Source organism: Agrobacterium pusense (assembly GCF_900102105.1).
In the GTDB taxonomy this organism is placed as follows: domain Bacteria; phylum Pseudomonadota; class Alphaproteobacteria; order Rhizobiales; family Rhizobiaceae; genus Agrobacterium; species Agrobacterium pusense.
The window spans coordinates 646,449-660,729 of record NZ_FNBB01000001.1 but is presented as its reverse complement, the minus strand read 5'-3'; the positions used below and the strand labels follow the sequence as shown (position 1 = coordinate 660,729).

The 14,281-nt window shown below is 58.3% G+C and carries 17 protein-coding genes; 8 read left to right on the top strand and 9 right to left on the bottom strand.

Annotation, left to right across the window (positions count from 1 at the left end):
• Positions 1 to 8: 8 nt before the first annotated feature.
• The 3 genes from hemW to rph are packed head-to-tail and all read right to left on the bottom strand — an operon-like array spanning position 9 to position 2,592.
• Positions 9 to 1,208, bottom strand: a complete 1,200-nt coding sequence (gene hemW, locus BLU28_RS03305; RefSeq protein WP_077986818.1) for a radical SAM family heme chaperone HemW — start codon at positions 1,206 to 1,208, stop codon at positions 9 to 11.
• A 5-nt stretch (positions 1,209 to 1,213) separates the two neighbouring features.
• On the bottom strand, positions 1,214 to 1,858 hold the full coding sequence (rdgB, locus tag BLU28_RS03300) for an RdgB/HAM1 family non-canonical purine NTP pyrophosphatase (protein ID WP_004439530.1): 645 nt from the start codon (positions 1,856 to 1,858) through the stop codon (positions 1,214 to 1,216).
• A 17-nt stretch (positions 1,859 to 1,875) separates the two neighbouring features.
• Entirely contained in the window at positions 1,876 to 2,592 is a 717-nt protein-coding gene (rph, locus tag BLU28_RS03295; protein WP_003503798.1) for a ribonuclease PH, read from the bottom strand.
• A 136-nt stretch (positions 2,593 to 2,728) separates the two neighbouring features.
• Between rph and hrcA the strand changes: the two genes are divergently transcribed.
• Together hrcA and grpE are read left to right on the top strand one after the other, a co-directional pair.
• Positions 2,729 to 3,820, top strand: a complete 1,092-nt coding sequence (gene hrcA, locus BLU28_RS03290) for a heat-inducible transcriptional repressor HrcA (RefSeq protein ID WP_022555500.1) — start codon at positions 2,729 to 2,731, stop codon at positions 3,818 to 3,820.
• Between the two features lie 112 nt (positions 3,821 to 3,932).
• Positions 3,933 to 4,568 (top strand): nucleotide exchange factor GrpE, encoded by a 636-nt coding sequence (gene grpE, locus BLU28_RS03285; RefSeq protein ID WP_022555501.1) that lies wholly within the window; start codon positions 3,933 to 3,935, stop codon positions 4,566 to 4,568.
• A gap of 82 nt (positions 4,569 to 4,650) precedes the next feature.
• Here the strand turns inward: grpE and ptsN are convergent, their stop codons facing one another.
• From ptsN to lptC, 6 genes are all read right to left on the bottom strand, one after another.
• Complete coding sequence (gene ptsN, locus BLU28_RS03280; RefSeq protein WP_004439537.1) at positions 4,651 to 5,112, bottom strand: PTS IIA-like nitrogen regulatory protein PtsN; 462 nt, start codon at positions 5,110 to 5,112, stop codon at positions 4,651 to 4,653.
• 82 nt (positions 5,113 to 5,194) lie between these two features.
• Complete coding sequence (gene hpf, locus BLU28_RS03275; protein WP_003520085.1) at positions 5,195 to 5,767, bottom strand: ribosome hibernation-promoting factor, HPF/YfiA family; 573 nt, start codon at positions 5,765 to 5,767, stop codon at positions 5,195 to 5,197.
• Between the two features lie 234 nt (positions 5,768 to 6,001).
• Complete coding sequence (gene rpoN, locus BLU28_RS03270; protein ID WP_035206686.1) at positions 6,002 to 7,552, bottom strand: RNA polymerase factor sigma-54; 1,551 nt, start codon at positions 7,550 to 7,552, stop codon at positions 6,002 to 6,004.
• A 153-nt stretch (positions 7,553 to 7,705) separates the two neighbouring features.
• Positions 7,706 to 8,515, bottom strand: a complete 810-nt coding sequence (lptB, locus tag BLU28_RS03265) for an LPS export ABC transporter ATP-binding protein (RefSeq protein ID WP_006698893.1) — start codon at positions 8,513 to 8,515, stop codon at positions 7,706 to 7,708.
• 9 nt (positions 8,516 to 8,524) lie between these two features.
• Complete coding sequence (locus BLU28_RS03260; RefSeq protein WP_004439544.1) at positions 8,525 to 9,088, bottom strand: LptA/OstA family protein; 564 nt, start codon at positions 9,086 to 9,088, stop codon at positions 8,525 to 8,527.
• 13 nt (positions 9,089 to 9,101) lie between these two features.
• Entirely contained in the window at positions 9,102 to 9,767 is a 666-nt protein-coding gene (gene lptC, locus BLU28_RS03255) for an LPS export ABC transporter periplasmic protein LptC (protein WP_035206688.1), read from the bottom strand.
• 233 nt (positions 9,768 to 10,000) lie between these two features.
• Here lptC and sppA point away from each other — a divergent pair, with 233 nt between their 5' ends.
• The 6 genes from sppA to lspA all read left to right on the top strand — a co-directional run bounded on the left by sppA (position 10,001) and on the right by lspA (position 14,257).
• Positions 10,001 to 10,954, top strand: a complete 954-nt coding sequence (gene sppA, locus BLU28_RS03250) for a signal peptide peptidase SppA (RefSeq protein ID WP_044459981.1) — start codon at positions 10,001 to 10,003, stop codon at positions 10,952 to 10,954.
• A 2-nt stretch (positions 10,955 to 10,956) separates the two neighbouring features.
• Positions 10,957 to 11,283: an integration host factor subunit beta gene (locus tag BLU28_RS03245; protein WP_219256707.1), complete on the top strand. Its 327-nt coding sequence runs from the start codon at positions 10,957 to 10,959 to the stop codon at positions 11,281 to 11,283.
• 63 nt (positions 11,284 to 11,346) lie between these two features.
• A complete protein-coding gene (locus BLU28_RS03240; protein WP_004439562.1) occupies positions 11,347 to 11,688 on the top strand; it encodes a LapA family protein in 342 nt (113 codons plus the stop codon).
• A gap of 93 nt (positions 11,689 to 11,781) precedes the next feature.
• Positions 11,782 to 12,915 carry an RsmD family RNA methyltransferase gene (locus BLU28_RS03235; protein ID WP_092651155.1) on the top strand — a complete coding sequence of 378 codons (1,134 nt, stop codon included), beginning with the start codon at positions 11,782 to 11,784 and terminating at the stop codon, positions 12,913 to 12,915.
• Complete coding sequence (locus BLU28_RS03230; protein WP_004439569.1) at positions 12,912 to 13,769, top strand: TrmH family RNA methyltransferase; 858 nt, start codon at positions 12,912 to 12,914, stop codon at positions 13,767 to 13,769. The genes BLU28_RS03235 and BLU28_RS03230 overlap by 4 nt, the downstream gene beginning before the upstream one ends.
• On the top strand, positions 13,769 to 14,257 hold the full coding sequence (gene lspA / locus BLU28_RS03225; RefSeq protein WP_004439571.1) for a signal peptidase II: 489 nt from the start codon (positions 13,769 to 13,771) through the stop codon (positions 14,255 to 14,257). The genes BLU28_RS03230 and lspA overlap by 1 nt, the downstream gene beginning before the upstream one ends.
• Positions 14,258 to 14,281: the final 24 nt, after the last annotated feature.

Here is a 14,281-nt window from a genome sequence, read left to right as displayed (position 1 = left end):
CGCGGGTGTCAGCAGGCGAGGTCGGCGACGACGGCGTCCAGAATGAGCATGCCCGATGGGGTGCAGCGCAGCCGGGAGTTTCCGAGCCGCTCCACAAAGCCGTGCTGGAGAAGAAACTCTTCCTTTTCCGGGTCGAGGTCGCGTCCGGAAAGATCGCTCCAGCGGGCGAGATCGATGCCTTCCCGCAGGCGAAGGCCCATCAGCAGCAATTCGTCGGCCTGTTCATCGACGCCGAGGAGTTCCTGATCGATCATGCCGTGGCCTTCCCGCTCAACGGTTTCCAGCCAGGTCTCAGGGTGGCGTTCGGTCGCCGTTGCGAGCTTGGAGGAGCCGCGCGTCAGGCGCCCATGCGCGCCAGGACCGATGCCCGCGTAATCGCCATAACGCCAGTAGGTGAGGTTGTGGCGACTTTCAGCACCGGGCCGGGCATGGTTGGAAACCTCGTAGGCCGGCATGCCGTAACGCTCGGTGATTTCCTGAGTGGCTTCATAAAGCACGGCCGAATGCTCGCCATCTGGCACGATGAGTTTGCCGGCCTTGTGCAGGCCGTAGAAGGGCGTGCCTTCTTCTATCGTCAGCTGATAGAGCGACAGATGGTCAACGGCATAGGAGACTGCTTCCTTCAGCTCGGCGTCCCATTCGGCCACCGTCTGGTTCGGGCGGGCATAGATGAGGTCGAAGGACATACGCGGGAAAATCTCACGCGCCAGCCTGATGGCTTTCAGGGCGTCAGCGACATCATGCAGCCGTCCGAGGAATTTCAGGTCGCGGTCATTCAGCGCCTGCACACCGAGAGAGACGCGGTTGACGCCCGCCGCCCGGTAACCGCGAAACCGCTCTGCCTCGACGCTCGAAGGATTGGCTTCCATGGTGATCTCGATACCATCCGGCACATGCCAGAAGCGCGAGACGCCATCAAGAAGTGCTGCGACTGTCTGCGGGTCCATCAGCGATGGCGTGCCGCCGCCCATGAAGATGCTGGTGACGACGCGCGGGCCGCTCAGCGACCGCATATGTTCCATTTCACGCAGGAAGGCAGCCGTAAACCGCTCCTGATCTACCGGCCGGTGGCGGACATGGCTGTTGAAATCGCAATAGGGGCATTTGGCCGCGCAGAAGGGCCAATGCAGATAAATCCCGAAACCGGGATCGCCCGTATCCGGCAGAAGCGATGCGCCGGGGGCATAAAGTTGGTGCTCCCCGACCATCGGGTTCATGCCTCCAGGCAGGTTTCTACGAATTTTTTAAACGCACGGGCACGGTGCGATAGCGCAAAGCTGTCGCCATGTTTCCAGCCGTGTTTTTCGTCCGCGGTCATCTCACCGAATGTGGTGTCGTAACCCTCGGGTTTGAAGATCGGATCATAGCCAAATCCGCTCGTTCCGCGCGGTGGCCAGACGACAGTGCCTTCCACCTCGCCACGGAAATACTCGACATGACCGTCGGGCCAGGCCAGGCACAGCACGCTGACAAAGCGGGCCGTGCGATCTTCCGGTTTCGATGCGCCATGCTCGGCCAGTGCATCTTCAACTTTCCGCATCGCCATGGCGAAGTCGCGTGTGCCATCGGCCGTCTCCGCCCAATTGGCGGTGTAGACACCGGGCGCACCGTCAAGCGCGTCGATAACCAGACCGGAATCGTCGGACAAAGCCGGAAGACCGGATGCCTTAGCAGAGGCAAGCGCCTTGATGGCGGCATTTTCTTCGAAGGTCGTGCCTGTCTCGTCCGGCTCTTCGAAGTTGAGCTCAGCCGCCGACTTGGCGGAAAAGCCGAAAGGGCCGATCAGATCGGCAATTTCGGCAATCTTGCCTTTGTTGTGGCTGGCGACGACGATGGTTCTGGTATCGAGCTTGCGCATCACGCTTTCCTGTCGGCTCAGGCGATGGCCTGTTTCTGAAGGGCGACCAATTCGCTGCAGCCGGCTTTGGCCAGGCCGAGCAGCGTCAGGAATTCTTCTTCGGAAAAGGGCGCGCCTTCAGCAGTACCCTGAACCTCGACGATACCGCCCGAGCCGGTGATGACGAAATTCGCGTCGGTTTCGGCGGAGGAATCTTCGAGATAGTCGAGATCGATAACCGGCTGGTTGGCGAAGATACCGCAGGAGATCGCCGCGATATGATCCTTCAGGACTTTCTCGACCTTGATCATGTTGCGGGTTTCCATCCACTTCAGGCAATCGTGCAGCGCGATCCACGCGCCGGTAATGGAGGCGGTGCGGGTACCGCCATCGGCCTGGATGACGTCGCAATCGATGCTGATCTGGCGTTCGCCGAGCGCCTGCAGGTCAACGACGGCGCGCAGCGAGCGGCCGATGAGGCGCTGGATTTCCTGCGTACGGCCGCCCTGCTTGCCGGAAGCAGCTTCGCGCTTCATGCGTTCATGGGTGGAGCGCGGCAGCATGCCATATTCTGCGGTAACCCAGCCCTTGCCGCTGTTGCGCAGCCACGGCGGCGTCTTTTCTTCGAGGCTTGCGGTGACGAGCACATGCGTGTCGCCGAATTTCACGAGACAGGAGCCTTCGGCATGTTTCGAGAAATTGCGCTCGAAGGAAACCTTGCGCATCTGGTCGGTTTTTCTGCCTGAAGGCCGCATATGATCCACTCTCCATGTTGGTCCCTGCCTTCTAAGGCGAGGTCCTGGCTTTTGCAAAGCCAATTTCCATTTTGCCGCGGCCGCGCGACGCATTATATTGATGGCAGACAGGATATGGACGACAAAGAACGGACGAATGGGCTTTTCTGCACCGCTTTCAAAAGATCAGGCATCGCTTCTCGATGAACGGTCGCGGGAAATTTTCCGGCGCATCGTCGAAGGTTATCTCGATACCGGCGAACCGTTGGGCTCACGCAGCCTGTCGCGGCTGCTGCCGATGTCGCTTTCACCGGCCTCCGTCCGGAACGTCATGAGCGATCTGGAGGAACTGGGCCTCATCTATTCCCCTCACATCAGCGCGGGGCGCCTTCCTACCCAGACCGGGTTGCGCTTTTTCGTCGATGCCTTCATGCAGGTAGGCGATCTGCCGGCGGAGGAACGCGCAAGTATCGATCGCCAGATCGGGCCGGTCGCCGGTCACGAGCAATCGCTGGAAGGGCTGCTGACGGAAGCGAGCCGCATGTTGTCCGGGATGTCGCGGGGCGCAGGCCTGGTGCTGACGGCCAAGAACGATGTGGTGCTCAAGCATGTCGAATTCATCAGGCTCGAACCGACCAAGGCGCTCGCCGTGCTGGTGGGTGATCATAATCAGGTCGAAAATCGCATCATAGAGTTACCGACTGGCATTTCTTCGTCACAGTTGACCGAGGCTGCGAATTTCATCAATGCCCATCTGTCCGGCCAGACGCTGCAGGAATTGCGCGGCCAGTTCCAGAAGCAGCAGGCGGAGCTGCAATCCGAACTCGGCACGCTGGCACAGGATCTCATCGAACGCGGTCTGGCTGTCTGGGCGGGCGATAGCGAGGACGGCAAGCTTGGTCGTCTCATCGTTCGCGGGCGGTCCAACCTGCTGGAGGGACTGGCCGGCGAGGAAGACATCGATCGTGTTCGCCTGCTCTTTGACGATCTGGAGCGTAAGGAAAACCTCATTGAAATCCTCAACCTCGCGGAAAGTGGGTCGGGAGTGAGGATTTTTATCGGTTCGGAAAACAAGCTCTTTTCGCTGTCGGGTTCCTCGCTCATCGTCGCGCCGTATCGTGACGAGGACAATCGTGTCGTTGGTGCGGTCGGCGTCATCGGGCCCACCAGGCTGAATTATGCCCGTATCGTGCCCATGGTGGATTACACCGCGCAGATCATGGCCCGCCTTTCCCGCAAACAGAGATAGACAAGCCGGCAAGGAAGGAGAATGCGGCAAGCTTTTCGCCGCAAGCCTTGATTTTTGCCCGCCAAAGCTCGATATCGGGCGCAACCACTAACAGTCTAATCTGGAGAACGTCATGACCGACGATACAAAAAAGCCCGGACCTGACGCGGACGTCGCGGAAGAGTTTGTCGAACCTGTTCAGGCAGGCGAAGAACAGGCTGAAACGGCGGAGCCCGATCCGGTCGAAGCGCTCAAGGCGGAAAATGCCGACCTGCGCGACAAGTTCCTGCGCCTTGCCGCGGAAATGGACAATCTTCGTCGTCGCACGGAACGCGACGTAAAGGATGCCAAGACCTACTCCATGGCCGCTTTTGCCCGCGACATGCTGGCGGTTTCAGACAATCTTCGCCGCGCTCTCGAGGCCATTCCCGCTGAGCTCAAGACCAATGGCGAAGCCGGCCTGAATGGCTTGATTGAAGGTGTCGAAATGACCGAGCGCTCGATGCTGTCGACGCTGGAACGCCATGGCGTGAAGAAGATCGATGCCGAAGGCCAGAAGTTCGATCCGAATTTCCACCAGGCCATGTTTGAGATTCCCAACACGACGGTTCCCAACAATACCGTATTGCAGGTAATTCAGGCCGGTTTCACCATTGGCGACCGCGTTCTGCGCCCCGCCATGGTCGGTGTCTCCAAGGGCGGCCCGAAGGCGGAAACCGCTGCCTCGGCCGAACCGGGCACCGCGTCGGTCAATGAAAAAGACGCTTGAGGCCATCTGTGCCGACGTAACGAAAAACGCGCCTTCAGGGCGCGTTTTTTATTGCCATTAACTGGGAATAGAAGGCCTGCCGTCAGGCAGCCGTTGCCTGTTCCTGATTAAGGAAGGCGTAGATCGCCGTATCGGAATCTGTAGCACGCAGCTTGGCCACCAGTTCAGGGTCGCGCAGGGCACGCGCAATGCGTGAAAGTGCCTTCAGATGGTCGGCGCCGGCACCTTCTGGCGCCAGCAGCAGGAAAACCAGATCAACGGGCTGATCGTCCAGCGCTTCGAAATCGACCGGCGTTTCAAGACGTGCGAAAACACCGGTGATCTGCTGGATGCTGTTGAGCTTGCCATGGGGAATGGCAATGCCGTGGCCCACACCGGTAGAACCGAGCTTTTCACGCTGGAGGATGACGTCGAACACTTCCCGTTCCGAGACTCCGGTAATTCTGGCTGCCTTTGCGGCCAGCTCCTGAAGCAGCTGCTTTTTGGAATTCACCTTGAGGGCGGGAATAATCGCATCTTGTTGCAGCAAATCTGCCAACGCCATTCTCTTTTTCCTTCATGCCATCGAGACGAGGCGGAAGGCAGATGCACTTTCGCGTCCTGCCTTCCACGTCTTGTCAGACTGTTCAGCTCTTGATCGTTTCCGCGTCGATCCAGCCGATATTGCCGTCGTGACGCCGGTAGACGATGTTGAGATATTCCTTGCCCGGGCTGCGGAACAGCAGAACCGGTTCGTCGGTCATGTCGAGCGCCATTACGGCACTGGCAACAGACATGGTCTTAATCTGTTTCGAACTCTCGGCCACAATGGTGGGTGCGTAATCTTCGGGGACCTCGTGGTCCTCATCGGGAATAGCATCCATCACCGTATAGGCGATTTCCTGCGACACGCCGTTCGCACCATTGTGATGGTCCTTGAGCTTGCGCTTGTAGCGACGCAGGCGCTTTTCGATCCGCTCGGCGGCGGCATCGAAGCTCGCTTGCGGATCATTCGCCTGACCCGCCGCATGCAATACAACGCCCGTATCGAGATGCAGCTTGCAATCGGCCGCAAAACGCGATCCGGACTTCTCTACGGTCACTTGGCCTGAATACCCCCCATCGAAGTATTTGGTAACCGCCAGACCTATATTGTCCTCAATCCGCTGACGGAAAGATTCACCGATCTCCATATGTTTACCAGATACACGCACACTCATGGAAATTTTCCTTTTTGTAGTGATTTGCGAGTACCAGCTTACGTCAAGCCGCGCGCGCATCCAAGCGTTTCGAAGACCTTAAAAAGCCCTCATTCGAATTTTACGCCCATGGACGGTGGAGATGAATCCGTTACAAATGACCTTGCTTACGTGTGCGGCGGGCTTCTAGCCCTTGCCGCGACAAGAGTCAATGGTGCGGCAAAAAACCGCCATAAACGTGATCGGGTTCATCGCTCAGAAGGCGGACAACCTGGCAAGAGCCTTCTTTTCCCGGCGTCGCTGCACGGAGGAGGGGATGTTCATCGCCTCCCGATATTTGGCGACGGTGCGGCGGGCAAGATCGATACCGTTCTTCTTTAGATTGTCTACGATATCGTCGTCGGAAAGCACCGCATCAGCCGCTTCCTGCGCAATCATGGCCTTGATGCGGTGACGGACTGCTTCCGCTGAATGGCTGTCACCGCCTTCCACAGCGCTGATCGATACGCTGAAGAAATATTTGAGCTCGAACAGCCCCCGTGGCGTCAGCATGTATTTCTTTGATGTCACGCGGCTGACGGTGGATTCGTGCATCTTGATGGCGTCCGCAACCGTCTTCAGGTTCAGCGGCCGCAGGTGATCCACGCCATTGAGGAGAAAGGCATCCTGCTGACGCACGATCTCCGTCGCAACCTTCATGATCGTCCGGGTGCGCTGGTCGAGGCTGCGGGTCAGCCAATGGGCGGTCTGCATGCATTCAGCCAGAAAGTCCTGGTCCTCTCCTGCGCGAGCCTTGTGTTTCGAGACTTCGGCGAAATAGCTCTGGTTGATGAGCACGCGTGGCAGGGTCTCGGGATTGATTTCCACCAGCCAGCCGCCGGAAGAGGAGGGACGAACGATGATATCGGGAACGATGGTCTCCGAAACCGCTGAATCGTAGCCTGCACCGGGGCGTGGATTGAGCGTGCGGATTTCCGCCAGCATGTCGAGTAGATCTTCCTCATCGACCCCGCAGAGTTTCTTTAAGGAGGCGAAATCCCGTTTCGCCAGAAGCTCGAGATTGTCGATGAAAGCCCGCATGGCCGGGTCGAGCCGGTCCTTCTGCGCGAGCTGGATCGCCAGACACTCGCTCAGTGAACGTGAAAATACGCCGGGAGGATCGAAGCCTTGGAGTGTCTTCAGAACCCGCTCGACAGTCGAAGGAGCCGCTCCCAGCCGCTCGGCGACGTCGTCGACAGCGTCTGCGGCGATATAGCCGGTCTCATCGAGTTGGCCGATAAGCACATCGGCGATCATCCTGTCTTCGGGGGAAGAGATGGAGAGCGGCAATTGCTGACTGAGATGGTCGCCCAGGCTCTGTTTTGCAGCGACGAAATCATCGAGATCGTAACTTTCGCCGGATTCCTGGCCCGGCATCGATTTCCACTGGCTCGCCAGTTCGGGCGCATCGGCCTTTCTCGGCTCGCCATCGTCGGGAAAGACGTTTTCGAAGCTCGTGTCGAGTTGCTCGCCAAGATTGGCGGCGCGATCCCCGTACCAGTCGTCACTATCCGCGGTCACGCTGGGGGATTTTCCCGCGCCGTCACCATCGCTGTCGCCGAAATTGTCGGCTTCCGCCGGCATGTCATTGCTCAAATCGCCATCGTTTGCCGCAATTTCCAGCAGCGGATTACGTTCCACCTCCTGCGCGATAAACTGCGTCAACTCGAAATGCGTCATCTGAAGCAGCTGGATGGACTGCATCAGTTGCGGTGTCATCACGAGAGACTGGTTTTGACGCAGCAAAAGGCTGGCAGACAATGCCATGGCGAACGCGAAACTCCCTTTACAGCTTCTCCGTCGCCAGATTTTCCAGAAATTTTACCGAGACGACAGAACTTGGCCCAAAAATTGCTTTTTTATTTTGTTTGGTCAAGCGTCAGGGCAGGGCGCGACGAAGAATCTTTCGCGCCCTACAGCTTAAAGGCTGAAATTATTGCCGAGATAGAGGCGACGCACATCCGGATTGTTGACGATATCGTCGGGACGTCCATGCGTCAGCACCTCGCCTGCATGGATGATGTAAGCGCGGTCGATGAGGCCAAGCGTTTCTCGGACATTATGATCAGTGACGAGAACGCCGATGCCGCGCGCTGTCAGATGCCTTACCAGATTCTGGATGTCGCTGACCGAAATCGGATCGACGCCCGCGAAAGGCTCGTCGAGCAGCATGAAGGTCGGATCTGTCGCAAGCGCGCGTGCGATTTCCAGACGGCGGCGCTCGCCACCCGAAAGCGCCACGGCGGGCGACTTGCGCAGCTGCGCGATATGGAATTCTTCCAGCAGCTCATCGAGCTTGCGGTTGCGCTTGGCTGCGTCCGGCTCGTGCACTTCCAGCACGGCGCGGATGTTCTCCTCCACGGTCAACCCGCGGAAGATCGAGGCTTCCTGCGGCAGGTAACCGACGCCGAGACGGGCGCGCCGATACATCGGCATGGTGGTCACATCATTGCCGTTGATGGCGATCTTGCCGGTATCGACCGGAACCAGGCCCGTTATCATATAAAAACAGGTGGTTTTGCCGGCGCCGTTCGGCCCGAGCAGGCCCACAGCCTCGCCGCGACGAACGACCAGCGAAACACCGTTGACCACGCGACGCGTATTATAGGTCTTGGTCAAACCATGCGCGATCAGCGTGCCCTGATAGGGGGTCTTGTCCGCCGGTGAGGCGGAGTCCGCGGATCGGTGGCGCCCGCCGCCGAATATTTTTGAGATCGAGGGTATCTTCACGAGGAAAGACTACTGTTTCTTCTGCGATTTCGGATCGAGCATGATCCGGACAGGACCGCCGCAGCTTTCGAGCTTGGCCTGTCCCGTATTCATCAGAACAGTGAGCTTGCAGCCGGTGAAGACATTGGTGCCTTCGGACAGCACGACCTGCTTGCCCGTCAGAATGAAGGTCTGCGCCGCCATGTCGAATTCGCCGTGATCGGCCGTCGCCTTCTGGGTTTCGGACGTCAGATAGACATTATTGTCCACGAAGATTTTTTCGATGTTGGCGTCGCCACTGGTGAGAGAGGAACCCTCGCCCTTGTAATTCACCGTCATCTTGCCGGCCTGCAGGGTGGTCGTTCCCTGCACAACCTTCACGTTGCCGGTAAAATATGCCTTGCGCTCCTGATCGCGAATCTCGAGCTGGTCACTTTCAATCGCAATCGGCTGATCGCCGGAAAGCTTGACACCCTGCATGTTGCTGGTGGTGTTCTGGGCGAAAGCCACAGTTGCAAGACATGAAAAAACAAGACCTGCGGCTGTTAAGCCTGCGGATTTGCCAAGGAAAACGGGACGGGAAATTTGCATCATCTGGACCGGGCTCTCACTTGCCTTCATTTTTGATATTGGATGCAGCGATACGTGCCCGTACCTGCCCCGAAAATGTAATTGTCTTGCCATTATCGGCGATGTCAATCGATTGCGCAACAATCGAGCCGTCGTTTGTTTTGATTGAAACCGGCTGCTGGCTGCTCATTTTCCCGGCCTTCAGATCGACTTCCGCAGACTGGAATTTCGCTTGTATGCCATTGCTGAGATTGATGTCAAAAGGGGCGGTCATCTTTAGTTTGTTCGTGGCGCGGTCGAAAATGCCTTCCTGGGCGATCACCTGCGCGACACTGTCGTTTACCGGAACCGCCGCCAGAACCTTTTCGAGCGTCATCAGATTGGGGTTGGCAATGTCCTGCAAGGCGCGGTCGGCGTTCATGGAGTAATCGATTCCCTTCTCGTTGCGGCCCGCAACGGCAGGTTTTTCCATCACGATCTTGCCGTCTTCTATCCTCGCGCTTTCGAGGGAGACTTCTTCAGGCGCCCAGGTTCGGATAACCGAGACAGCGATGAAGGCAAGCGAAACGATTGCCGCCGCGAGCGGCAGAATGATTTTCAGCCGTTTCACACGCGCTGAATGCCGGAGCGCACGCCCGTAAGCGCCGTTCTGGTCATTGGGCAGCGGAAATGCTGGCGCGGGTTCGCGGAGTCTTTCGAGCATAAGAGCGGGTCCGGAATGCTTCTCGGCGCCTTTCAGGCGCACAATTGAAGCTTGTGTCTCTATCTAAATGTCTTTGGCACGAGTGCTTTGTCCTGCCAATATGGTTTTTGTCTGGAAAGGTGCAAGGGAAATGCGAATTTTATCGTAATTCTGGTTTCCTTATTGTTTCCTTGCGGCTTCGCGTTAGAAGAACCATATGGCCTGAAGCGCAAGAGCGGATGACAGAGGTTTTTATGGACAATATGGCGATAGCGGATCGCAGGCGGTTGCGCCGCAAGCTGACTTTCTGGCGGATTGCCGCCGTTCTTCTGCTCGTTGCCGGTTTCTTCGGCCTCTACCGTTTTTTCTGGGATGGACCGCAGCAGAGTGCGAAGCCCCATATTGCCCGCGTCGAGGTCTCTGGCCTGATCACCGACAATACCGAACTTCTCGAGCGGCTCGACAGGATCGCCAAGAGCGACAATGTCAAAGGGCTGATCGTGTCGATTTCTTCGCCAGGCGGCACCACCTATGGCGGTGAGCGCATCTTTAAGGCCATTCGAGGGGTCGCAGAAAAGAAGCCGGTCGTTTCGGATGTGCGCACGCTCGCTGCCTCCGCAGGTTACATGATCGCATCGGCGGGCGATGTCATCGTTGCCGGCGAAACCTCGATCACCGGTTCGATCGGCGTGATCTTCCAATATCCCCAACTTGGCCAGTTGATGGACAAGCTCGGCGTCTCGTTGCAGGAAATCAAGTCGTCGCCGATGAAGGCGGAGCCTTCACCGTTCCACGAGGCGCCGGAAGAAGCAAAGACGATGATCCGCGCCATGGTGATGGACAGCTATGGCTGGTTTGTGGACCTTGTGGCAGATCGCCGCAAACTGCCACGCGAGGATGTGCTGAAACTGGCTGATGGATCGATCTATACCGGCCGTCAGGCTCTTGCCAACAGGCTGGTTGACACGCTCGGCGGCGAAAAGGAAATTCGCACCTATTTCGAAACCCGCGGTGTGGCAAAGGATTTGCCGATTGTCGAATGGCGTGCGCCATCCTCCAATTCGCCTTTCGCGCTTTTCAGTGTTGCGCAAATAGCGAAGTTTCTGGGATATGACGATTTAATTCCCTTCGCAGGGCCTGGCCAGCTCGGTACGGACAAGTTGTTTCTTGACGGTCTTGTTTCCGTTTGGCAGGTTGAGCCGCGTTAAAAATCCAATTCTTTCAGGGGGCAACCGTGATCAAATCTGAACTGGTGCAGATCGTTGCTGCGCGTAACCCGCACCTTTATCACCGTGACGTGGAAAACATCGTCAATGCGGTGCTGGATGAAATCACCGACGCTCTGGCGGCAGGCAATCGTGTTGAGCTCCGCGGTTTTGGCGCGTTTTCGGTGAAAAACCGTCCGTCGCGCTCGGGCCGGAACCCGCGCACGGGTGAATCGGTTTTCGTCGAGGAAAAATGGGTGCCCTTCTTCAAGACGGGTAAGGAACTGCGTGAACGCCTGAACCCCGGAATGGGTGACGAAGAGGACGATTGATCGTTCTTGACGCCGGCGACTGAAACGGAGCCGGCCTTCCTCGCGGCGATGGAGTATTTTCGGATGTCAAAAAAAATCATCAACCTCATCATCCTGCTTCCGCTGGCGATCATCCTCGTCATCCTGTGTGTTGCCAATCGTCAGTCCGTGACGTTGGCGCTCAACCCTTTCCGACCGGAAGACGGCGTTCTGTCCTTCACCGCGCCATTTTTCGTTTTCCTGTTTCTGGCGGTCATTTTTGGTGTACTGCTGGGGTCTGCGGCCACCTGGTTCGCTCAGGGCAAACATCGCAAACGCGCCCGTATCGAGGCGAAGGAAGCCGTTCGCTGGCACGACGAGGCCAACCGTCAAAAGGCTGCCGCGGCCGGCCAGCTTCCACAGGCGGGACAACTCCCGGCAAAGTGATGGCGCCAGCATTGGTCCCGGCTCTAGTCGAGCGGCCTACGGAATGTTATTTGCTGGCGCGATAAGACGCGGGCAAAAGCGGAAAGATTTCCATTGAAGAAAAAAGACAGCCGGCCGGGCAATCGCGCGCGAGCCGGAAACGAGAAAAAACAGGTTCATGCCGCAAAGCCGGCGCGCCGCGCGGATGCCGCGCCGAAAAAGCGCGAGCCGGATGCGGTGCGCAGCGTGCAGAAGGCCGCACCGAAGGAAAAAACCGTTGTAGCCGCCGCCATCGAACAGGTTCCTGCGCGCGCACTGATGCAGCGCACCGGCGCACTGCCTGCGGAACAGGTTCCCGTCATTCTGGAATCGAGCGGCGCCGGTGATTTTCACCTCATCGATAGCGGCAACGGCCTGAAGCTCGAGCAATATGGCGACTATCGCATCGTCCGTCCCGAGGCGCAGGCGCTCTGGAGACCTTCGATCCCCGACCGCGTATGGCAGAATGCCGATGCCGTCTTTACCGGCGATACGGACGAGGACGGCATGGGCCGCTGGCGGTTTCCCAAGGAAGCGCTCGGAGAAACCTGGCCCCTGTCGCTCTTGGGCGTCGATTTTCTCGGCCGCTTCACGGCTTTCCGGCATGTTGGCGTCTTTCCCGAGCAGATCGTTCATTGGGAGTGGCTGAAACATTCCATCGAGACGGCTGACCGGCCGCTGAAGGTGCTCAATCTGTTCGGTTATACAGGCGTCGCCTCGCTGGTTGCGGCGGCTGCGGGCGCTGAAGTCACCCACGTCGATGCCTCCAAAAAGGCGATCGGCTGGGCCAAGGAAAATCAGGCCCTTGCCCGGCTCGAGCACGCGCCGATCCGCTGGATCTGCGAAGACGCCATGAAGTTCATCCAGCGTGAGGAACGCCGCGGCAACAGCTACGATATCATCCTCACCGACCCGCCGAAGTTCGGCCGCGGGACCCACGGCGAGGTCTGGCAATTGTTCGACCATCTGCCTCTGATGCTGGACATCTGCCGGGAAATCCTGTCGCCCAAGGCGCTCGGCCTGGTGCTGACAGCCTATTCGATCAGGGCGAGCTTCTATTCAATGCATGAGCTGATGCGTGAAACCATGCGCGGCGCCGGTGGCGTCGTCACGTCCGGCGAACTTGTCATCCGTGAAGCCGGGCTGGACGGCAAGACGCCGGGCCGCGTGCTTTCCACATCGCTGTTCAGCCGCTGGGAGCCGAAATGAAGGATATGCGCGAAAATACAACGCGCCGGGTTGGTCAGGTCAAGGAAGTGACCAGCCTCGCCAATCCCATCATCAAGGACATTAAGGCGCTCACCCAGAAAAAGGGCAGGGAGGAGACCGGCACTTTCATGGCGGAAGGCCTGAAGCTGGTCATCGATGCCCTCGAACTCGGCTGGACGATAAAGACGCTGGTTTACGCCAAGGCCGCCAAGGGCAAGCCGCTGGTGGAGCAGGCGGCGGTGAAGACGGTCGCATCCGGCGGGCTGGTGCTCGAAGTCAGCGAAAAGGTCATCGCCTCGATCACCCGCCGCGACAATCCGCAAATGGTCGTCGGCATTTTCGAGCAGAAATGGAAGCCGCTGAAGGATATCCGGCCGGAAAAGGGCGAGACCTATATCGCACTCGACCGGGTTCGTGATCCCGGCAATCTCGGCACCATCATCCGCACAGCGGACGCGGCTGGTGCCTCGGGGGTCATTCTGGTCGGGGACTGCACGGACCCATTTTCGCTGGAAACGGTACGCGCCACCATGGGTTCGGTCTTCGCCACGCCCGTTGCGCGCGCCTCGGTCGAGGAATTCCTGTCCTGGAAAAAATCGGCACATGTCAGCGTCGTCGCCACCCATCTTGCCGGTTCTGTGGATTATCGAAAGATCGATTATGCCGGCAAGCCGGTCGTGATCCTGATGGGCAATGAACAATCCGGCCTTCCGCCGGAGCTTGCCGGCAAGGCCGACCAGCTGGCGCGCATTCCCCAGCAGGGTCGCGCAGACAGCCTTAATCTCGCCATCGCAACCGCCGTCATGCTGTTCGAAGCACGGCGACATCTCCTCGAACTCGCACCGGTGACGTAATGGCCAAGGCGGCATTGTTCTCGAAATTCGGCCCGGCCTTTGCCCTGATCGTCGCCGCGCTGGTGCTGGATCAAATCGTCAAGCAGCTGGTCGAAGCCTATCTGCCGCTGCAGGAGATGGTGCCTGTCGCGCCGTTTCTGGCGCTTTACCGCACCTACAATCTTGGTGTCGCCTTTTCCATGCTCGAAGACATGCACGGGTGGTTCATCGTCAGCATGCGGCTCGTCATCGTTGTCTTCGTTCTTTGGCTATGGCGCAAGACGGCTGCCGATCGCACCTTCGCCCATCTCGGTTTTGCCTTCATCATCGCCGGAGCAGCGGGTAATCTTCTCGACCGCTTCTTTTACGGGCACGTCATCGACTATATCCTATTCCACACCCAGACATGGTCCTTCGCTGTTTTCAACCTTGCTGACAGTTTCATAACCATCGGTGCAGGCTGCGTCATTCTCGACGAGTTTTTGCACGCCCGGGCGGCTAAAAAGTAAAATTTTACCGTTTCGGCCAAACAT